This window comes from Pseudonocardia sp. C8 (assembly GCF_014267175.1).
Lineage (GTDB): Bacteria > Actinomycetota > Actinomycetes > Mycobacteriales > Pseudonocardiaceae > Pseudonocardia.
Genome location: NZ_JACMTR010000002.1, coordinates 4784961 through 4806131 on the forward strand (window position 1 = coordinate 4784961; position 21171 = coordinate 4806131).

Consider the following 21171-nt stretch of genomic DNA (forward strand, 5'->3'; position numbering starts at 1 on the left):
CCGTGTCCCGTGTCCCGGGACACCGGTCCCGTACCGGCGGGACACGCCGACGGGACGGCGGCCGGGCTCCGTGCCCCTGCCGCCCCGGGACGCGGGCACCGGAGGGTTCTCCCCGGCACGCCGGACCCACCGGCCCCACCCGAGGAGGACACCGTGAGCAACCCGGCCCCCGCACGCACCGACGTCGACCCGCTCGGCACCCCGGCCACCGCACCCGGAGTCGCCGCGCCGGCGCTCGGCACCACCCGCCGGATCGGCACCGGGCTGGCGCTCGGCGCCACCGCGTTCGGCCTCAGCTTCCTCGTCGGTGACCCGCAGGACGCCGGCGGCGCGGGCGACTTCACCGACGCCGGCGGGTTGCTGTTCCAGTTCGGCCTGTTCGGCCTGCTGTACCTCATGCGCCGCACCCGGGCGACCGGCGACGGGCGGTTCGGTCGCGGGCTGCTGTGGACGGTGACCGCGCTGCTGGTCCCCGCGACGGCCTGGTCCGCACTGGCGATCGTCGTCCCGGCGGACGCCCGTGGCACCTGGTTCGTCGTGCTCGACCTGTTCTGGCCGCTGTCCATGCTGGGCATGGCCGTGATCGGGGTGACGATCGCCGTCGTCGGGCGCTACCGGGGGATCCTCCGGTTCTGGCCCGCGGTCGCCGAGACCTGGGCCGTGGTCACCGTCCCGGTACTCGGCGTGCTCGGGCCGGCGGTCGGCAACGCCGTCGGCGGCCTGCACATGATCCTCGGCTACGGCGTGCTCGGGCTGCTCGTCGCCACCCGCCCGCAGCGCCTCGGGGTTCGCTGACCGGCTGGTTCAGCTGACGGTCAGCGAGCCCCGGGTGATCGTCAGCGCCAGCAGGAGGACGGCCAGGCCCAGGCCGCCGTAGACCAGGGCGTCGGCGTACCGGCCCCGGATGGCGAGCAGCCCCACGCGGTCCGGGGGCAGCGCCACCCGGAGGCCGGCCGCGACCAGCATCGCCAGCCCGAACGCCGCCGAACCCTCCCGCCAGTGCTCGCTCACCACCCGCTGGAGGCCGAGCAGGGTGATCGCGAGGACCACGAGCAGCGGCCAGTGGGCGCGCAGCCGGGCCCGCAGCCCGTACCCGCTCCGCGTGGTGGCCATCCGCCCTCCTCGGCTCAGCGTCCCTACGACGTCCCGCTGCTCACTCCGACAAGCTCCGTTCGGTGTCGATGCTCACTCCGACAAGCTCCGTTCGGTACCGATGCTCACTCCGACAAGCTCCGTTCGGCTGCCTCGACGACGTTCGTCAGCAGCATCCCGCGGGTCATCGGTCCCACCCCGCCCGGCATCGGCGCCAGCAGGCCGGCCACCTCCGCGACCTCCGGGGCAACGTCGCCGACCAGCCCGAGCTCGGTCCGGGTGACCCCCACGTCCAGGACCGTCGCCCCCGCGCGGACCTGGTCGGCGGTGATCAGCCCGGCCTTCCCGGCCGCCGCGACCACGACGTCGGCCTCCCGCAGGTGCGCACCGAGGTCCCGCGTGCCGGTGTGGCACAGCGTCACCGTCGCGTTCTCGCTGCGGCGGGTCAGCAGCAGGCCCAGCGGCCGCCCCACGGTGACCCCGCGGCCGACCACGACGACGCGGGCGCCGTTCAGCTCGACACCGAACCGGCGGCACAGCTCGACGATCCCGCGCGGCGTGCACGGCAGCGGGCCCGGTTCGCCCAGCACGAGGCGCCCCAGGTTCGTCGGGTGCAGGCCGTCGGCGTCCTTGGCGGGATCGATCCGTTCCAGCGCGGCGCCGGCGTCCAGCCCGGACGGCAGCGGCAGCTGGACGATGAAGCCGGTGCAGGCCGGGTCGGCGTTCAGCTCGTCGATCGTGTCCTCGACCTGGGCCTGGCTCGCACCGGCCGGGAGCTCACGCTGCAGGGACGTGATGCCGACCTTGGCGCAGTCGCGGTGCTTGCCCCGGACGTAGGCCTGCGATCCCGGGTCGTCACCCACGAGCACGGTGCCCAGGCCGGGCGCCGCCCCCGACGCCGTCAGCTTCTCCACCCGCGCCCGGAGGTCCTCGAGGAGCTCCGCCAGTGTCGCCTTGCCGTCCATGACCGTTGCGCTCACACCGGCATCCTCGCAGGCGCCCGGACGGGCCGCCGCACCTGACCGAAGGGAGCGGACGTGCGACCCGAGGAGGGGATCCGGGCGAGGCAACCTGCGAGAACGGCAGGCGTTCGGCCGACCGGAGCAGGGGACGTCGTCTGATCGTCCGGAGGGCCCGGGGCCCGGCCCGCCGAGAGCAGAATCACAACGCCGGTGATCAGACCGGCCGAAACTCGACGAGGAGTCCCCCATGACCGTGGAGAGCGAGACCGCCGGGGCGTACACGGACGCCCCGCCCGCGGCGGCCGCGCCGCCGGCCGCCAACCCCGCCCTGATGGGCCTGATCTGCTTCCTTCCCTCGGGCATCACGCTGGGCCTGTGGTTCGTCGGCTACCTCGACACCACCGCCCTGCCCGGCGGCATGATCCCGATCGTCACCTTCGCCGCCGGCCTGTTCCTCCTGCTGGGTGCCGTCTCCGCGCTGGGGGCCGGCGACAGCGTCACCGCCGCGATCTTCGGCGTGTTCTCCGCGTTCTGGACCAGCTTCGGCGTGCTGCTGATGGCCCTGAACAACGGCTGGATCATCGACGCCGGAACCGGGCAACCGCTCTCGACCGAGCAGATCGGCTCGATCCAGTCGACCTACCTGCTGTCGTTCACCCTGGTCTTCGTCCTGCTGACGCTGGCCACCCTGCGCCTCCCGCTGATGTTCACGGTCGGCTTCGTGCTGGTCGACATCACGTTCGTGCTCGCCTACCTGGGCGTGACCGCCGGCAATGCCGGGCTGTTCCCGATCGCCGGGATCACGACGTTCGGGTTCTGCGCGGTGTTCGCCTACATCCTCTACGACGCGTTCGGCCAGGCCCTGGGTGGTCGTGCCCTGGCGATGGGCAACCCCATCCGGAGGTCGTGACGACGGTCAGCGGAAGTCACGGGAGGCCACCTGCACGGCCAGCGGCAGGCGTTGCAGCCGGTCCGCCAGCAGGTTGAGGACGCCCTCGGGGCTGCGTTCCAGCCGGCCCCGCACCAGCAGCGCGGCGCTGCCCAGCGCCACCGACCGGTAGCGCGCCCACAGGCCCTCCGAGCAGGTCACGTTCAGCATCCCGGACTCGTCCTCCAGGTTCACGAACGTCACCCCGCCGGCGGTCGCCGGGCGCTGCCGGTGGGTGACCAGGCCACCGACCAGCACCCGGGGCGGCGCGTCCGGATCGGCACGGCGGCCGACGGCGTCCAGCCGGTCGATCCGGATCGCGCCGAGCTCGTCGAGCTTGTCCCGCAGGTGCTGCACCGGGTGGCTGTCCGGGGAGACGCCGGTGGCCCAGACGTCGGAGACGGTCAGCTCGGCGTCGGTCATCCCGGGCAGCGCGGGCGCCTCGAACCCGACGGTGGTACCCGGCAGGTGCTCGGGCCGTACCCCCGCGACGACACCGGCCGCCCACAGCGCCTCCCGCCGGTCCACCCCGAAGCAGCCGAACGCCCCCGCGGTGGCCAGAGCCTCGGCCTGCGGCCCGGTCAGCCGGACCCGGCGGGCCAGGTCGGCGAGGTCGGCGAACGGACCGGCGGTGTCGCGCTCGGCGTCGATCGTCTCGGCGAGCTCGGTGCCGATCATGCGGACACCGGACAGCCCGAGCCGGACCGCCCGGCCACCGATGCTGTCCGGGTCGGGCTGCAGGATCGCGTCGGCCCGGCCGTCGTTCACGTCCGGGCGGCGGACCCGCACCCCGTGCCGGCGGGCGTCGGCGACCAGCGACTGCGGTGAGTAGAACCCCATCGGCTGGGCGTTGAGCAGGGCCGCGCAGAACGCCGCCGGGTAGTAGAGCTTGAACCAGGCCGAGGCGTAGACCAGCGACGCGAAGCTGATCGAATGGCTCTCCGGGAAGCCGAAGTTCGCGAACGCCAGCATCTTGGTGAAGATCTTCTCGGCGAGCTCGCCGGTGATCCCGTTCGCCGCCATCCCGTCGAAGAACCGGCCGCGCAGCCGTTCCATCTTCTCGGTGGAACGCTTGGCGCCCATCGCCCGGCGCAGCTCGTCGGCCTCCGCGGCGGTGAACCCGGCGACGTCGACGGCGATCTGCATCATCTGTTCCTGGAACAGCGGGATGCCCAGGGTCCGCTCCAGTGCCGGTTCCAGCAGCTCGTGGTCGTGCTCCCACTTCTCGAGCTCGTTGCGGCGCCGGATGTAGGGGTGCACCGAGTTCCCCTGGATCGGCCCGGGCCGGATCAGCGCGACCTCGACCACCAGGTCGTAGAACTCGCGCGGGCGCAGCCGCGGCAGCGTCGCCATCTGGGCGCGGGACTCCACCTGGAACACCCCGACCGAGTCGGCCCGGGCGAGCATCGCGTAGACCTCGGGATCGGCCTGGTCCAGCTCGTGCAGGTCGACGCGCCGTCCGTGGTGCCCGGCGACCAGGTCCACCATGAGGTGCAGCGCGGTGAGCATGCCCAGCCCGAGCAGGTCGAACTTGACCAGGCCGGCGGCCGCGCAGTCCTCCTTGTCCCACTGGACGACCGTCCGGTCCGCCATCCGCGCCCATTCCACCGGGACCACCTCGGACACCGGCCGGTCGCAGATGACCATCCCGCCGGAGTGGATGCCGAGGTGCCGGGGCGCCCCCATCAGCTGCCCGGCCAGCTCGACCAGCCGGTCGGGCATCCCTGCCGGTAACGGACTCGCCTCCAGGGCGTGCCAGCGCTCCACCCGCTTGCTCCAGGCGTCCTGCTGGCCGGGGGAGAACCCGAGCGCGCGGGCGGTGTCGCGGACCGCCGACCGCGGCCGGTAGGTGATGACGTTCGCGACCTGCGCGGCGTACAGCCGCCCGTAGCGGCGGTAGACGTACTGGATGGCCTCCTCGCGGCGCCCGGACTCGATGTCCAGGTCGATGTCGGGGTAGCCGTCCCGGTCCGGGGACAGGAACCGTTCGAACAGCAGGCCGTGCCGGACGGCGTCGACGTTCGTGATGCCCAGCGCGTAGCAGACCGCGGAGTTCGCGGCGGATCCCCGGCCCTGGCAGAAGATGTCCTCCCGGCGGCAGAAGGCGACGATGTCGTGGACGATCAGGAAGTAGCCGGGGAAGTTCTTCTCCTCGATGATGGCCAGCTCGCGTGCGACCGTGTGTGCGGCGAGCGGGTTCTCGGCCCAGCTGCCGTAGCGCTCCATCCGGCCGCGCTCGGTCAGCGTCCGCAGCCAGGACGCCTCGGTCTCCCCGTCCGGGACGCCGAACGGCGGCAGGTCCGGCGCCACCAGGTGCAGCTCGAACGCCAGCTCCCGGCCGAGCTCCGCGGCCCGCGCCACCGCACCCGGGTACCGGTCCTCGAAGCGCCGCGCCATCTCCTGCCCCGAACGCAGGTGCGCGGTGCCCGCCGCGGGCAGCCAGGGGTCGATCTCGTCGAGGCTGCGCCGGGCCCGGACGGCAGCGACCGTCGCGGCCAGCGGGGCCCGCTCGGGCCGCGCGTAGTGCGCGGCGGTGGTGGCCACCGTCGCGACGCCGGCGGCCTCCGCCAGCGCCGTCAGGGCGTCGTTCCGCTCGGTGTCGGACGGGTCGCCGTGCGCGGTGAGCTCGACCCGCACGTTCTCCCGTCCGAACCGGGCGGCCAGGTCCTCCAGCGCCGCCGCGGCCCCCGCCGGGCCCTCCCGCTCCAGCGCCCGGCGCACCGCGCCCTTGCGGCAGCCGGTGAGCACGACGACCTCGCCCACCGTGTCGGCCACGACCTCGTCGAGGTCGTAGACCGGGCGCCCCTTCTCCCGGCCGCGCATCTGCGCGGTGGAGATCGTGCGGCACAGCGCGCGGTAGCCGTCGGGGCCGCGGGCGAGCAGGAGCAGGTGCTCGCCCTCCGGGTCGGCGACACCGTTCTGCGGGGCGGACAGCCCCAGGCTCAGCTCGGCGCCGAAGACGGTGCGCAGGCCCAGCGCCCGCGCCGCCTCGGCGAACCGGACCACGCCGTACATGCCGTCGTGGTCGGTGAGGGCGATCGCCTCCAGGCCGAGCTCGGCGGCCCGCTCGACGAGCGCCTCGGGGGCGCTCGCGCCGTCCAGGAAGCTGAAGTGGGAATGGCAGTGCAGCTCCGCGTACGGGACCGTCGCCGGTGCGGGACGCAGGTCCCCCGGCGGCTCGTACGGGTCCCGGTGGGCGGACCAGGCCGGGGCGTCGCCGCCGTCCGCCTCCGGGCCACCGCGCAGGCTCGAGCCGTCGCGCACCCGCCGGCCGGAGAGCGCGCGCTCCAGCTCGGACCAGGGGACGTCCGGGTTCTGCCAGCCCACGCGACACAGCATACTCGAACACAAGTTCGATCGCCGAGCACGGAACGACCGCGATCGGGCCGGGATCGGGGGCCGCGGGCGTGCCGTGCGGGGGCCGGCCGGCCACTCCCCAGCACCGGTCGGCCCCGCACGGCGGAAACCGAGCTCCTCCGCGGCACCGGCCGCTCCCCAGCGCCGGGCCGCAGGGCCACTCGGGCGGCCGCGTCGGACGTCGGCCGGGCCCGCACCGGACCTCCGCCGACGAGTCGAGTTCACCAGCAGAACCTGTGGAACTGCTGAGACGAGACCGTGGAACCGCCATGGATCCGCACCCGCGGCCCGGCCGGCGATGCCGAGTCGTGATCGCCAGTTCACGGCGCGACCACACCCGAAGGCGGATGCTGGCCCAACGCTGCGGTGCCCGGGCCCCCGGGCGCCCTCGACGACGGGCACCGGAGGACCGGTGCGGACGAGGCCCGGGACGGGCCGGACGGCGGGGTAGGTCCATGAGGTCGGGAGCCACGGGAACGGGACCGGGCGGCCGCGCCCGGCGGATCGTCGGGGGCCTGCCGGGCGGCCGCGCCCGGCGGATCGTCGGGGGCCTGCCGGGCAGCCGCGCCGGAGGGATCGCCGGGCGCCCGCCGGACGACCGCACCGGGCAGATCGTCGAGCCCCTGCCGAACGACCGCACCGGGCGGATCACCGCTCGCCTGCCGGGTGGCCGCACCCGGCAGGCGAGCGGGGGCCGGCCGGCGGCCGGAAGCCGGCTGGCCCGGCTGCTGGGGGTCGGACTGGCGGTCGCCGCGCTGGCGGCCTGTGCGGACGCTCCCGCCGGGCCGGGCACGGCGACGATCGGCTCCGGGACGATGGGCGCCGGAACCGCTCCCCCCGGCACGAGTACCACCCCGGCCGACCCCGGGCTGCCGGCCCGGCTCGCCGACGCGGTGAGCGGGGACGCCGCCTTCGCCCACCTCCAGGAGCTGGAGAAGATCGCCGACGCGCACGGGGGCAACCGGGCGGTCGGGACACCGGGCTACGACGCGAGCGTCGACTACGTCTCCGGCACGCTCCGCGAGGCCGGGTACAAGGTGCGGACACCGTCGTTCGAGGTCCGCACGTTCAGCGCGGGCGCCGCCCGGCTGACCGTCGCCGACGCCCCGGTGCCGACCGAGGTGCTGAGCTTCTCGCCCGCCACCCCGCCCGGCGGGCTGACCGCGCCGCTGTCGGTGCGGCCGCGCACCCCGCAGGACCCGACACCGGGCTGCGAACCTGCGGACTACACCGGGATCCCGCGCGGCGCGATCGCCGTCGTCGAGCGCGGGATCTGCCCGTTCGGGCAGAAGTCCCAGCTGGCCGGGGCGGCCGGGGCCGCCGCGGTGATCATCGTGAACACGGAGGACGCGGCGCTGCCCGCCACGCTCGGTGACACGCCCGGTGTGGTGCCGACCGCGGCCGTGCAGAAGACCGCGGGAGCGGCACTGCGCGACGGGCAGCGGGCCACGCTCGTCCTGGACACCACGATCCAGGAGCAGACCTCGCGGAACGTCGTCGCCGAGACCACGACCGGGGACCCGAACCGGGTCGTGATGGCGGGTGCCCACCTCGACTCGGTGCCCGAGGGTGCCGGGATCAACGACAACGGCAGCGGCAGCGCGGCGCTGCTGGACGTCGCCCGGCAGCTCGGCGCGGCACCGCCTGCCGGGCAGAAGGTGCGGTTCGCCTGGTGGGGCGCCGAGGAGATCGGGCTGGTCGGGGCGACCCGGTACGTCGAGTCGCTGTCCGAACAGGACCGGGCGCGGATCGCGCTCTACCTGAACTTCGACATGGTCGGGTCCCCGAACGCGGGCTACCTCGTCTACGACGGCGACAACTCCGACCGGCTCGGTGGCCGGCCCGGCCCGCCCGGCTCGGAGACCGCGGAGCGGGTGCTGACCGAGTCGCTCGTCGCCGCGGGCGTGCAGGGGCCGGAGGGGACCGCCTTCGACGGCCGCTCCGACTACGGGCCGTTCATCGAGACGGGGATCCCCGCCGGTGGGCTGTTCACCGGCGCCGAGCAGCCCAAGACCCCGGAGCAGGCGCGGAAGTGGGGCGGGACGCCCGGCCAGCCCTACGACGCGTGCTACCACTCGCCGTGCGACCGGCTGACGAACGTCGACCGGAACGCGCTCGACCGGAACGTCACCGCGATGGGGTCGGCGATCGGCCGCTTCGCGGTGGACCTGAGCGGCATCCCGCCCCGGTAGGCTCCGCGGGCCGCCCTCAGTCGTAGACACCGGCCACCTCCCAGCGCGCCCCGCGGTGGACCAGTAGCAGCGCCGCCCCGTCGGCGAGCGCCACCTGGAGCCGCGCCAGGGGGCCGGGTCCGCCGGGATCCCACCAGCGGGCGTGCACCGGCCAGGGCCCGGCCCAGCCGGTGACCTCGCGGTCCGCGCCGCCGCCGGAGACCCGGTGCGGGACCCGGTCGAGCAGGTCGGGAGCCGCGAGCCCCACCTCGGCACCGTCCGCGGCGATCAGCCGGACCGGCACCGGGTCCGGCGGGACCGTCGCCGGCGAGGGCGCCGGCAACCGGCCGGGCCACGTCGCAGGCGGGTCCTTCGGCACCCGCCCGCCGGGCGCCCGGCCCGCCGCTCCCGGGTCGGCGACGGTCCCGCCGGACCCCGTCCCCGGATCTGCGGCTCCCGGCTTCGCGGCGCCGTCCGGGTGTGGGGGCACGGCCGTCTCCTCGACGACCCGTTCCTCCCCCCAGGGCACCAGCCGCACCCGCTCCCCGGGATCCCGCCCACCCGTGGGCACCGCGGTGACCACCGCCTCCGGCCCGAGCAGCGCCTGCACCCGGACCAGGGCGCGGCCGGCCCGCTCGTCGCCCTCGCCGACGTCGCCCCACAGGCCGCGCTGCAGCGCCCCGGCGACGACCGTGTCCTCGGGGGTGAGCCGCAGCGCGACCAGCGTGCCGGACCCGCCGCGGCCCAGCCACGAGTCGAGCTGCCAGCGCACCCGGTCGACGGTGCCCGACGGTGTCAGCGGTTCGGCGCACCGCCAGATCCGCAGCAGCTCCTCGCCGCCGTCGGTGCGTGCGTGCACCCCGAGCCGGGTGCAGGCGAGACCGTGCCCGGCGAGCGCCTCGTGCAGCCGGGCCGCCAGCCCGCGTGCGGCGAACGCGGCGGCGTCCACCCGGTCCACCGGCGGGTCCAGCTCGATCGCGGCGGCCAGCTCCTCCGGCGGGACCCGGCGCACCGGGGGCCGCGGGTCGCGCCCCCGGGCCAGCCGGTGCGCGGCCACCGCGTCTGCCCCGAACCGGGAGGCCACGTCGGCCTCTGCCAGCGACGCGAACGCCCCGAGCGACCGCAGGCCGAGCCGGCGCAGCAGGTCGACCAGAGCGGAGCGGTCGGCCTCCGGGTCGCGGTCCAGCTCGGCGACCTCCAGCGGGGCCAGGAACTCCGCCGACCGGCCGGGCGGCACCCCGCGCCCGCGACGGGCGGCGAGCTCGGCGGCGAACATGCCGTCCGCGACGCCGATCTGGCACTCGACGCCGGCCCGCAACGCCACCTGGTCGATCAGCCGCTCGACCGCCTCCCGCTCACCGCCGAACCAGCCGACCGGGCCACGCGCGGGCAGCACGAGCAGCCCGGGCCGGACGACCTCGACCCCCGGTGCGAGCTCCTCGACCGCGGCCGCGACCGGTTCGAACAGCCGGGCGTCCCGCCCGGGATCCGGGGCGAGCACCGCCAGGTCCGGGCAGCGGGCCTGCGCCTCGCGCCGGCGCAGCCCGCGCCGGACCCCGTACCGGCGGGCGGTGGCGGAGCAGGCCAGGACCCGGTTGGCGTGGAAGACCGCCGCCGGCCGGTGCGCGGGGACGTGCGCGGCCCGGGCGGCCGCGGTGACCGGCCAGTCCGGGGACCAGACCGCCAGCACCCGCGGGTCGGGGCCGCGGCCCCCGCCGGTCGGCCCGGTGGTGACGGCCTCGCCCGCCGCCCCTCCGCCGGTGGTGCTCATCCGGCCACCCGCCCGAGCACCCGGCCGCGCTCCGCCGCGCCCCCGGTGCCGGGCCGGACCGCCGGCGTGCGGATCTCCGGCGCCGCGGCGACCGCCCCGCCCGGTCCCGGCAGCAGCACGTCGATCCCGCGACCGGCGGGTGCGATCCCCCGGCCGGCGACCCGTACCGCGACCCGCCGGTACCGCAACCGCCCGGTGCCGCGCCCGACCCCCTCCCAGCGCGGTCGCTCGCAGGACAGCCGCAGCTCCGCCCCCGGCCAGGAACCCAGCGCCAGCAGCACCGACCCGCGCTGCCGGGCCCGGGCCATCAGCCGCTGCCGGTCGGCGGCGCGCAGACCGGCACGTTCCGGGCCCGCCAGCGCGACCAGGTCCAGCCCGTCCAGCAGGGCACCGGTGACGGCGACCGGATCGGCTCCGGGGTCCGGGACCAGCGCCAGCCGGTCCAGCCGGATCCCGGCCTCGGCCGCAGCCGTCGCACCCAGCCCGGGACGCCCGACCACACCGGCCCATGAGCCCTCCGCGGACGCCGCGGCCAGCAGCGCGAACAGCAGCGAGCCGGCCCCGGGCCCGGCACCCACCGCCACCGTGGAACCGCGGCGCAGCCCGCCCCCGGGCAGCAGCGCGGCGAGCGGTGCGGCCACGGGGAGCGACACGGCGTCGCCGTCGGTGAGGTCGGCCGTCCCGGCGACGCGAGCCGGGCTCGTGCCGGGGCCCGCAGGCGCGGCCGCGGTCCGGGCCGTGGGGCGGGGCCGCTCGGCACCGGCCCGGGTCTCCATCCGGTACAGGACCTGCCGGGCGCGGGCCAGCCGGTCCGCCACGGACCCCGGCGCACCCGGACCGCGCTTCCCGGCACGCGCGGGGGCGGGCTCCCCGCCCGGCTCGGGGGGCGACACCGGGTCTGTTTCCCCGGCGGCTGCCGCACCGGCGACCCGGCCCACCGCCGCCGCTCCCCCGACGACGGTGATCCCGGTCGCGGTGTCCCGTCCGGCGCCCTGATCTCCAGCTGCCCGCTGCACGGCAGCGTGCTCTCGCTCGCGCGCCTCGGCCGCGGTCCTGCTCACCGAACCTCCCCCATCGCACCGCGACCGGCGTGCCCGCCGGTCGGTACCTGCTGGTGCGCCGTGGGGAAGACGGCGCGATCTCGAACTTACGTTCGAATCATAGAAGCCGGGGCGGTCCGGTGCAGCCCCCGGTCGGGGGAACCGCCGCCCACCCCGCACCGCGGCGGCGGCAGCAGCCCACCGTCCCACCCGCCGGTTCGGCGTTCCCGGGATGCGCTCGGCTTTCACCCTCGACGCCGCCGGGTGCCGATCGGTGGGTGCGGCGTCGGTGGGCGCGTGTCGGCGGGTGGCGCGTCAGTGGGCGAAGTGCCGGGTCCCGGTCAGGTACATCGGCACGCCCGCCTTCGCGCACGCGGCCACCACCTGCTCGTCGCGCACCGACCCGCCCGGCTGCACGACGGCCGCGACGCCGGCCTCGAGCAGCACCTCCAGACCGTCCGGGAACGGGAAGAAGGCGTCCGAGGCCGCGACCGCGCCCCGCACCCGGTCGCCGGCCCGCTCGACGGCGAGCCGGGCCGCGTCCACCCGGTTGACCTGTCCCATGCCGACGCCGACGGCCGCGCCGTCGCGGGCGAGCAGGATCGCGTTGGACTTCACCGCCCGGCAGGCACGCCAGGCGAACGCGAGGTCGGCGAGGGTCTCGGGCGAGACCGGGTCCCCGGTCACGAGCTTCCAGGAGGCCGGGTCGTCGCCGTCGGCGTCGACGAGGTCGCGCTGCTGGGCGAGCAGGCCACCGGAGATCGGGCGCAGCTCGATCCCGGCCCGCACGACCTCGCCGGGGATCCGCAGCAGCCGCACGTTCTTCTTGCGCTGCAGGACCTCCAGCGCGCCGTCGGCGTAGGCCGGGGCGACCAGGACCTCGGTGAAGATCTCCGCGACCTGCTCCGCCAGCTCGGTGGTCACCTCACGGTTGACCGCGATGACGCCGCCGAACGCCGACACCGGGTCGGTCGCGTGCGCCTTGCGGTGCGCCTCGGCGATGTCGGCGCCGACCGCGATCCCGCACGGGTTCGCATGCTTGATCACCGCGACGGTCGGGACGTCGCCCTGGTCGTGTGCGGCCCGCCAGGCGGCGTCGGCGTCGACGTAGTTGTTGTAGGACATCTCCTTGCCGTGCAGCTGCTCGGCACCGGCGAGGCCGGTGGCGTCGCCGTCGGAGTACAGGGCGGCGGCCTGGTGCGGGTTCTCGCCGTAGCGCAGCGGGCGCTGCCGGGTCCAGGCGGCACCGAACCACTCCGGGGTCGCGGACTCCTCGGCGTCCGGGAACTGCTCGCCCATCCAGGCGGCGACGGAGACGTCGTACGAGGCGGTGTGCCGGAACGCGTCGGCGGCGAGCCGGCGCCGGTCCTCCACGACGAAGCCCCCGGCCGCGACCTGCTCCAGCACCCACCCGTAGCGGGCCGGGTCGACGACCACGGCGACGCTCTCGTGGTTCTTCGCCGACGCGCGGACCATCGCGGGGCCGCCGATGTCGATCTGCTCGACCGCCTCGTCACGGCTCGCGCCGGACGCCACGGTCTCCCGGAACGGGTACAGGTTCGACACCAGCAGGTCGAACGGCACGATGTTCAGCTGCTCCAGCTGGGCGACGTGCTCCTCCTTGCGGGTGTCGGCCAGCAGGCCGGCATGCACCCGCGGGTGGAGGGTCTTCACCCGGCCGTCGAAGCACTCCGGGAAGCCGGTGACCTCCTCGACCGGGGTGACGGGGACGCCGGCGTCGGCGATCCGCTGGGCCGTCGACCCGGTAGAGACGATCTCCACCCCGGCCGCGTGCAGCCCGGTCGCCAGGTCCAGCAGACCGGCCTTGTCGTAGACGCTGATCAGGGCCCGGCGGACCGGCCTGCGCTCACTCACTGTTCACCTCGTGCGTTCTCCCGGCACGGTCACCGGCCGCGGCGAGCCGCCGCACCGTCTCGACCAGCAGCCGTCGTTCCTCGGTCTTGATCCGCTCGTGCAGGACGGCTTCGTCGTCGGTCGGGAGGACGGGGACCTCCACCTGCGCGAGCACCGGCCCCGTGTCCAGTCCCGCGTCGACCTCGTGCACGGTCGCGCCGGTCACCTCGACACCGGCGGCCAGCGCGTCACGGACGGCGTGCGCGCCGGGGAACGCCGGCAGCAGGGCCGGGTGCGTGTTCAGCATCGGGCATCCGATCGCGTCCAGGAAGGCCGGTGCGACCAGCTTCATGAAGCCGGCCCCCACGACGAGGTCCGGGCGGTGCGCGACGACGGCGGCGGCGAGCGCGTCGTTCCACGCGGCGCGGTCGGGGTGGTCGGCGAGCCGCTCGACGAACGTCGGCACCCCCGCCGTGCGGGCCCGGTCCAGCCCGGTCGCACCGGGCCGGTCGGCACCGACAGCGACGACACGATACTCCGGACCGTGCACGTCGAGCAGCGCCTGGAGCAGGGTGCCGCTCCCGGAGACGAGCACGACGACCCGGTACGGCCCCGCCTGCTCCGGCACGTGCACCGTCTCCCCTCCGACGCCGTGTGGTCATGGCCGCCGCCGCAGCCGGTGACCAGCGTAGACGCGCGGGGCGGGTGCGGGGCGGACCGGGTCGTCGGTGCGCGCAGGCCGTGGGGCACGCCGAGCACCGGGTCGGGCGCCGGGGTCCACCACCGGTGATCACCGGTGTTCGCTCGGGTCCTCCCGGTCGGTGGTGGGGGCGGCGGCGCCTCCGGAGTCGGCCGGATCGGGCCGGTCGGCGGTGCCGGCCCCGTCGGCGCTATCGGTCCCGTCAGCCCGGTCGGGCCGGTCGGCCACGTCGGCCCCGTCGGCCCTGTCCGCGCATTCGGCCCGGTCGGAGCTGTCGGTGCCACCGTCCCGATCGGCGCCGCCGTCGACGTCCGGTCCGGCCTCCCCGGAACCCCGCGCGTACCCCGCGCGCCGGCCGGTGTCGCGGCCGCCACCGGCGGTGCGGCGCGCATCGACCGCCGCCTGGACGGTCGACGCCCGCGCGCGACCGCCGGCCGGCTGCGGGTCGGGGCGCCCACCCGGCAGCGCCCCCATCGGGACGTGCCGGGACAGCTCGGGACCGGCACAGGCCAGCAGCGCCGGTAACCCCACGAGCAGCAGCACGGCGGCGAGCACCCCACCGCCGTGGAACGAGACCGGGTCGTACGGGCCACCGGCGAGCTGCCCGCCGGCCACCGTCGCGAGCACGGAGGCGGCGAGCGCGGTCACCGCGACCGCCGTGACCGGGGCCGCGACCCGGTCCACGGTGGGCGCGTCCACTGGCAGCGCGCGCCGGCAGGCGAGGCCGGTCAGCACGCCGACCCCGACCGGGAGCAGGAGCACCAGCGGTGCCGCCGCCGGCACGTCCGCGACCGGCAGGACCACCGTCAGCGGGAACGGCGGCAACGGGCCGGGCGCGGCCTGCAGCGGCCCGGAGGTCGCGGCACCGATCGAGACCCCGGCGCCCAGTCCCCAGGAGAGCGCACCGACCAGTGCGTTGGGCAGGTAGCCGACGGCGAGCGCCAGCACCCCCAGGGTGGCGCCGAATCCTGGACCCAGGCGTGCGGCCGCCTCGGTCACCGCGGGCGCGGACAGCACCAGGGCGCCGCTCAGCACCAGCGCTCCGGTCAGCAGCAACCCGGTCGCGGCCACCCGGACCCCGGCCAGCGACGCGCCCGGCCAGCCCGCGAGCACCCGCTTCCAGGCTGCGGGCAGCCCGCAGGCGTGGACGACACCGACACCCGCGGCCGTGCCCCCGATGAGCCCCGCCCCGACGAGCGATGCCCACGGCGCCGTCACCGCCATCTCCTTCGGCAGCAGCGCCCCGGCCAGGACCGCGACCGCGGCCGCCGCGCCGGCCTGTGACGCGACGACCGCCCCGGCGTCGTGCCGTACCCGGCCGCCGAGGCGGCGCACCGCCCAGTGCGAGGAGCAGGCGACCATGAGCACGACCACCAGGGTCGGCAGCAGCGGGAGCACGCCGAGCGGGCGGTCCTGCAGCGCGATCGGGATCTGGTGGGCGGCCAGCCACATCGGGACGGCCGTGGCGAGCGCTCCGTCCGCGGTCACCGGCGCGCCCCCGGAACCGGCGAGCAGCGCCGCGACCGGGACCAGCAGGGTGTAGCCGGTCAGCACCGCGCCCATGGTCGCCGCGAGGAGGATCCGCAGGCGGTCGAGTCCGTTCCCGTCGCCGTGCCGGGCCGGCGCCGCCCGCCGTGCCGTGCCGCGGGAGCGCCCGCGCTCGGCGTCGGCGCGGGTCCGTCCCGCCCCGGTGCGCGTGCGTTCCGGCCCGGTGCGGACCCGCTCCGGCCCGGCGCCGCGCACCCCGTCCGTGGCGGCGACGCGCGACCGGTCGGCTCCGGAACCGGTCGGCCGGGCGCGGGACGCGGGACGGCCGCGGGTGGGCCGGGACGAGGTGGTCACCCGGTCAGGGTCGCAGCGCAGCCGCGCCGATCGGGTCAGGCACGCCGGGTCCGGCCGGCACGCGTCCGATCCGGCCAGTACGCCCACGACGCGCACGGGCGAGGACGGCGACCGGGCAGCACGGGTTCCATCGCCCCGTCAGGTCGTCGCGAATCGATCCGTTCCCGGAACACCCTCACCGAGGTGCACCTGAGCGTTCGGCAAAGATCAACAATTCGCGCTGAGCTGCATCTCGGCGGGGACGGGTCAGGACGATGACGCCGAGCCGCCCTCGGTCCGGAAGGCGCGGGTGGACTCGCCGTCCTCGGAGGACGGCCCCGGCCAGGAGCGGGTGGCCTCCGACGACGCGCCACCGGCGTTCGGCTGTGCGCTCCCGCCGCCCGGCTCGACAGCGCCCGCCGGACCGGTCGCGTCCACCGCGGATCCGCCCGACGTGCCAGGTGCCTGCTCGGAGCTCTCGCCGGCGGTCCGGCCGGGACCGGATCCCTGCTGGCCGGTGCCGTTGTGGCCGGACGACTGCCCACCCGGGTGACCGGACGCCCGTCCGGCCCCCTCGGACGCCGGTCGCGCGCCCTGCTGGCCCGCCGCCTGTCCGGCACCGGGATGGCCGGAACTCTCGTATGCGGTGCCCGGCTGCTCCGGAGCCGCCGGCTGGCCGGCTGCGTGCCCGGTTCCGGGCTGCTCGGCCACCTGCCTGGAACCCTGCAGATCAGTCCCCTGGCCGGGATCGCGCTGGTCTGCCCCCTGCCCGGAAGCCTGGTATGCACTGCCCGCCTTCTCCGGAACCGCACCGGCACCCGGCTGGCCGGCCGCGTGCCCGGTTCCGGCCTGGTCGGCCCCCTGATCGGAACCCTGCGGACCGGTCCCCCGACCGGGACCCCACAGATCAGTCCCCTGCCCGGAACCCTGCAGATCGGCCGGCTGCCCTGCACCCGTCCACCCGGAGGGCGACCCGGCCCCCGGGCCGGGCACCGGGTAGCCCTGCTGGCCGGGGACCTCGGCGGTCGCGGCGCCGGGCTGCGCCGCGTACGACCCCGGGGCCCAGGCCTCGGTGGCCTGCTGCCCGGCGCTCGCCTGCGTACCGGCGCGCTCGCCGTACGCCACCCCGGAGAACGCCCCGCCGGCGTACCCGCCGGCCACGGGCTGGCCGTACGGCGCGCCGGGCCGGCCGCCGGGAACGGGGTGCTGGCCGGCGTCCTGCTGCGGCGCGCCCGCGTACCCGCCGTACGCCGGTGCCCCGTACTGGCCGTACCCGGGCTGCCCCGGCTGGCCGTAACCCGGCTGACCCGGCTGACCTGGCTGGCCGGGCTGCCCCGAACCAGGCTGGCCGGGCTGGCCGGGCTGGCCCGGCTGGCCCAGCTGACCGGGCGGACCGTAGCCGCCCGGCTGGCCGGCCCATCCACCGGGCCGGCCGGGCTGCTGGGGCAGGCCGGGTGTCGCCCACTGGTGCTGCTGGTCGCCACCGAGGTGTGCCGGCCGGGCCGGGCGCGGCGCGGGCGGGCTCAGCACACCGGAGAGCAGGAGCTGGCCGTAGAGCAGGGCGGCGACCGCCAGCAGGGCCAGCGGCAGCGAGATCCATCCGGCGGCCCCGGCCGTCACCGGGCTCCCGCTCGCGGTGAACACGAAGAGCATCAGCAGGAACCCGGTCCCGGTGAGGACCACCCCGGCGACCAGCGTCCGGCCGGTCCCCGGCAGCAGCGACAGCGTTCCCGCGATACCGCCGGCGACGAGGAGGCCCAGCGGCAGCGCCACCCCGACGCCGGGCCCGAAGAACCCGGCCAGCAGCGCCAGCAGGGCCGCGACCCCGCCGGCCAGGACCGCGAGCCGCACGGGCCCGGCCGGCGAGGCGACCGGGCCGTCCGGGGAGGACGGCGGGTTGCTCGACATGACGACTACTCCAGCGCGTCGGCGACAGGACTCCGGACCCGCACGCTAGCCGATGGGCGGCCACGGCCGGGTGATGCCCGGCCGTGCCACCCACGACGACGCGGGCCCCGGGACCGACGTCCCGGGGCCCGCGTACGGAACGCGTGTCCTACTTCGCGGACAGGATGTCCTTCATGAGGCCCGCGGTCTCCGACGGCGTCTTGCCGACCTTGACGCCCGCGGCCTCGAGGGCCTCCTTCTTCGCCTGGGCGGTCCCGGCGGAGCCGGACACGATGGCGCCGGCGTGGCCCATCGTCTTGCCCTCGGGGGCGGTGAAGCCCGCGACGTAGCCGACGACCGGCTTGGTGACGTTGGCCTTGATGTAGTCCGCGGCCCGCTCCTCGGCGTCGCCGCCGATCTCACCGATCATCACGATGGCCTCGGTCTCGGGGTCCGCCTCGAACGCCTCGAGGGCGTCGATGTGCGTGGTGCCGATGACCGGGTCGCCGCCGATGCCGATCGCGGTGGAGAAGCCGAACTCGCGCAGCTCGAACATCATCTGGTAGGTCAGCGTGCCGGACTTCGACACCAGACCGATCTTGCCGGGGCCGGTGATGTTCGCCGGGATGATGCCCGCGTTGGACTTGCCGGGCGAGATGATGCCGGGGCAGTTCGGGCCGATGATGCGGGTCTTGTTGCCCTTGGCGACCGCGTGCGCCCAGAAGTACGCGGAGTCGTGCACCGGGATGCCCTCGGTGATCACGACCGCGAGCGGGATCTCGGCATCGATGGCCTCGATGACCGCGTCCTTGGCGAACTTCGGCGGGACGAACAGCACCGAGACGTCGGCGCCGGTCTCCTTGATCGCCTCTTCGACGGTGCCGTACACGGTGACGTCCTTGCCACCGACCGAGTGGGTGGTCCCGGCCTTGCGGGCGTTGACGCCGCCCACGATGTTGGTGCCGGCAGCGATCATCTTGGTGGCGTGCTTGGTGCCCTCGCCGCCGGTGATGCCCTGGACGATGACCTTGCTGTTCTCGTTGAGGAAGATCGACATTTTTCTCAGGCTCCCGCGGCGTTCGCAAGCTCGGCGGCCTTGGCGGCCGCGTCGTCCATCGTGCCCACCTGCGTGACCAGCGGGTGGTTCGCCTCGTCGAGGATCCGGCGACCCTCCTCGACGTTGTTGCCGTCCAGCCGGACGACCAGCGGCTTGGTGGCCTCGCCACCGAGGATCTTCAGGGCCTCGACGATGCCGCGCGCGACCTCGTCGCACGCGGTGATCCCGCCGAAGACGTTGACGAAGACGCTCTCGACGTCGTCGTCGCCGAGGATGACGTCCAGGCCGTCGGCCATGATCTGGGCCGAGGCGCCGCCGCCGATGTCGAGGAAGTTCGCGGGCTTGACCCCGCCGTGCGCCTCGCCAGCGTAGGCGACGACGTCGAGGGTCGACATGACCAGGCCCGCGCCGTTGCCGATGATGCCGACCTTGCCGTCCTCGAGCTTGACGTAGTTGAGGCCCTTGGCCTTGGCCTTCGCCTCGAGCGGGTTCTCGGTGCGCTCGTCGACCAGCTGCGCGTGCTCGGGGTGGCGGAAGTCGGCGTTGCCGTCCAGCGTGACCTTGCCGTCGAGCGCGATCACCTTGTCCTGCGGGTCCCGGACCAGCGGGTTGACCTCGACCAGGGTGGCGTCCTCGGAGACGAAGGTCTCCCAGAGCTTCACGATGACGTCCGCGGCCTCGTCGGCGACGGCGGCCGGGATCTTCCCCGCGGCGACGATCTCGTCGGCCTTGGCCCTGTCGACGCCGGCGATCGGGTCGATCGCGATCCGGGCCAGCGCCTCCGGGCGCTCGACGGCCAGCTGCTCGATCTCCATGCCGCCCTCGGCCGAGCACATCGCCAGGAACGTGCGGTTCGAGCGGTCCAGCAGGAACGAGAAGTAGTACTCCTCGGAGATGTCGCTGGCCTCGGTCACCAGCACCTGGTGGACGACGTGGCCCTTGATGTCGAGCCCGAGGATCGCCTCGGCCTTCTCCTTGGCCTCGTCGGCGTTCTGGGCCAGCTTCACACCGCCGGCCTTGCCCCGGCCACCGGTCTTGACCTGGGCCTTGACCACGACGGCGGTGCCCAGCTCGGACGCCGCGGCGGCCGCGTCGGCGGCGTTGTCCACGGTCTTCCCCGGCAGCACCGGGACTCCGTGCGCGGCGAAGAGGTCCTTCGCCTGGTACTCGTACAGGTCCACTCGGCTCTCCCGCTCCACTTCGCTCTCGCCGCGACCCGGCGCGGTCCCGGGTTCCCTCCGGGCCGCGCCCCGCTCTGGGAGGCGGCAGCGGTCGCGGACGTCGGTCGTGCTGCGTCGAGAGCCTAGCCACGCCGGCGACACCGGTCCTGACCTGGGCCGGTGACTGCTGTCACCCCGTCGGGGCAGTGCTCGATTCAGATGGCCCGTCCGGGTGACGCACGCCACCGGCCGCTCGAGCCCTCGGCAAGATCGTGTGATCTGGCTTACCGTGCGTCCATGGCGACGTCGCTGACCGGGTGGGGTCGCCTGCGCGCGATCGCCACCGGGGCGGCGGCCCTTGCGAGCGACTCCGCGCAGGCGGCGCGCTACGCCGTGCGCACCTTCACCTCACCCGCGGGCCTCCGGGGACTGGCCGTCGAATGGGCCTGGCTGGCCACCCATGTGGCGCTCTATCCGATCGGCCTGATGGAGGAGAACCTCCGGCCGCACGAGCACTGGCGCACCGACAGCCTCCCTCCGGTGAAGCGGAGCCTCGTGGTCGCCGACCCGACCGCCGCGCGGACGCCGATCCTGCTCATCCACGGGATCATGGACAACCGCTCGGTCTTCACCGTGTTCGCCCACGCGTTGCGCCGGCGCGGCTTCGGCGTGGTGCACGCGATCAACTACAGCATGCGCACCGACGATGTCCGCAGCGCCGCGCACGAGCTGCGCGGGCACGTCGAGCGGCTGTGCGAGGCCACCGGATCGGACAAGGTCCACATCGTCGGTCACTCGCTCGGCGGAGTCATCGCCCGGTACTTCGTCCAGCAGATGGGTGGTGACGACGTCGTCGACACCCTCGTCACGCTCGGCAGCCCGCACTCCGGCAGCAACCTCGCCTACCTCGCACCGATCCCGCTGGGCCACCAGCTGCGGCCGGGGTCGGCGATGCTGCGCGAGCTCGACGCGCCCGCTCCGGGGTGCCGCACCCGGTTCCTGGTCGTGTGGTCGCGGATGGACGAGGTCGTCGTGCCGCAGCGCCACGCCCGGCTCCGGCACCCCGACCTGGACGTGCAGGAACTCGAGCTGGACGACGTCGGGCACCTGTCGCTGCCCATCGACCGGCGCACCGTGCACTGGGTGGCGAGCACGCTGGCACGCGGTGAGGAGGAACGGCGCGAGCACGACCGGGTGCGCGACCGCCGGCTGCGGGGTGCGCTGCGGTTCGCCGGCCGGCACACGGTGTCCCCCGCGTTCGCCACCGGGCGCGGCGCACCGGCCTCCTGACGCCGCCGCACCCGGCCGGAGCAACCGCACGGCGCCCGCGACTCCCCCTCCGGCGCGTTCCCCCGACCGGTCGTCGATGAT

The 21171-nt window shown here is 75.6% G+C and carries 15 protein-coding genes; 4 read left to right on the forward strand and 11 right to left on the reverse strand.

Annotated elements, in window-relative coordinates; genetic code table 11:
* Positions 1 to 153 precede the first annotated feature (153 nt).
* A complete protein-coding gene (locus H7X46_RS22675) occupies positions 154 to 795 on the forward strand; it encodes a hypothetical protein (RefSeq protein WP_186361321.1) in 642 nt (213 codons plus the stop codon).
* A 9-nt stretch (positions 796 to 804) separates the two neighbouring features.
* Here the strand turns inward: H7X46_RS22675 and H7X46_RS22680 are convergent, their stop codons facing one another.
* On the reverse strand, positions 805 to 1113 hold the full coding sequence (locus H7X46_RS22680) for a DUF3017 domain-containing protein (RefSeq protein WP_186361322.1): 309 nt from the start codon (positions 1111 to 1113) through the stop codon (positions 805 to 807).
* Positions 1114 to 1217: 104 nt separating this feature from the next.
* Positions 1218 to 2072, reverse strand: a complete 855-nt coding sequence (locus H7X46_RS22685; RefSeq protein WP_186361323.1) for a bifunctional methylenetetrahydrofolate dehydrogenase/methenyltetrahydrofolate cyclohydrolase — start codon at positions 2070 to 2072, stop codon at positions 1218 to 1220.
* A gap of 229 nt (positions 2073 to 2301) precedes the next feature.
* Here H7X46_RS22685 and H7X46_RS22690 point away from each other — a divergent pair, with 229 nt between their 5' ends.
* Positions 2302 to 2964 (forward strand): GPR1/FUN34/YaaH family transporter, encoded by a 663-nt coding sequence (locus H7X46_RS22690; protein WP_186361324.1) that lies wholly within the window; start codon positions 2302 to 2304, stop codon positions 2962 to 2964.
* 6 nt (positions 2965 to 2970) lie between these two features.
* On the opposite strand, the gene H7X46_RS22695 is transcribed toward H7X46_RS22690, so the two are convergent.
* Positions 2971 to 6309 (reverse strand): error-prone DNA polymerase, encoded by a 3339-nt coding sequence (locus H7X46_RS22695; RefSeq protein ID WP_370588915.1) that lies wholly within the window; start codon positions 6307 to 6309, stop codon positions 2971 to 2973.
* 485 nt (positions 6310 to 6794) lie between these two features.
* Between H7X46_RS22695 and H7X46_RS22700 the strand changes: the two genes are divergently transcribed.
* Entirely contained in the window at positions 6795 to 8531 is a 1737-nt protein-coding gene (locus tag H7X46_RS22700; RefSeq protein ID WP_222131391.1) for a M28 family metallopeptidase, read from the forward strand.
* Between the two features lie 16 nt (positions 8532 to 8547).
* On the opposite strand, the gene H7X46_RS22705 is transcribed toward H7X46_RS22700, so the two are convergent.
* The 8 genes from H7X46_RS22705 to sucC form a co-directional block, all read right to left on the reverse strand.
* On the reverse strand, positions 8548 to 10281 hold the full coding sequence (locus tag H7X46_RS22705) for a DNA polymerase Y family protein (protein ID WP_186361326.1): 1734 nt from the start codon (positions 10279 to 10281) through the stop codon (positions 8548 to 8550).
* The gene (locus tag H7X46_RS22710) at positions 10278 to 11342 is read right to left on the reverse strand and encodes a hypothetical protein (protein WP_255426196.1); all 1065 of its coding nucleotides are present in this window, start codon (positions 11340 to 11342) and stop codon (positions 10278 to 10280) included. The genes H7X46_RS22705 and H7X46_RS22710 overlap by 4 nt, the downstream gene beginning before the upstream one ends.
* Positions 11343 to 11636: 294 nt before the next feature.
* A complete protein-coding gene (purH, locus tag H7X46_RS22715) occupies positions 11637 to 13196 on the reverse strand; it encodes a bifunctional phosphoribosylaminoimidazolecarboxamide formyltransferase/IMP cyclohydrolase (protein ID WP_186361327.1) in 1560 nt (519 codons plus the stop codon).
* Positions 13189 to 13809 carry a phosphoribosylglycinamide formyltransferase gene (gene purN / locus H7X46_RS22720; RefSeq protein ID WP_186361328.1) on the reverse strand — a complete coding sequence of 207 codons (621 nt, stop codon included), beginning with the start codon at positions 13807 to 13809 and terminating at the stop codon, positions 13189 to 13191. Before purN ends, purH begins: the two co-directional genes overlap by 8 nt.
* 156 nt (positions 13810 to 13965) lie before the next feature.
* Entirely contained in the window at positions 13966 to 15717 is a 1752-nt protein-coding gene (locus H7X46_RS30045) for a DUF6350 family protein (protein ID WP_186361329.1), read from the reverse strand.
* Between the two features lie 246 nt (positions 15718 to 15963).
* Entirely contained in the window at positions 15964 to 17604 is a 1641-nt protein-coding gene (locus tag H7X46_RS22730) for a DUF5336 domain-containing protein (RefSeq protein WP_186361330.1), read from the reverse strand.
* 148 nt (positions 17605 to 17752) lie between these two features.
* Positions 17753 to 18640, reverse strand: coding sequence for a succinate--CoA ligase subunit alpha (sucD, locus tag H7X46_RS22735; RefSeq protein ID WP_186361331.1), 888 nt, complete (start codon positions 18638 to 18640; stop codon positions 17753 to 17755).
* Positions 18641 to 18645: 5 nt separating this feature from the next.
* Entirely contained in the window at positions 18646 to 19839 is a 1194-nt protein-coding gene (gene sucC, locus H7X46_RS22740) for an ADP-forming succinate--CoA ligase subunit beta (RefSeq protein ID WP_370588916.1), read from the reverse strand.
* 258 nt (positions 19840 to 20097) lie between these two features.
* On the opposite strand from sucC, the gene H7X46_RS22745 reads away from it, so the two are divergent.
* Positions 20098 to 21090: a triacylglycerol lipase gene (locus H7X46_RS22745; protein WP_186361333.1), complete on the forward strand. Its 993-nt coding sequence runs from the start codon at positions 20098 to 20100 to the stop codon at positions 21088 to 21090.
* The last annotated feature ends 81 nt before the right edge of the window (positions 21091 to 21171 follow it).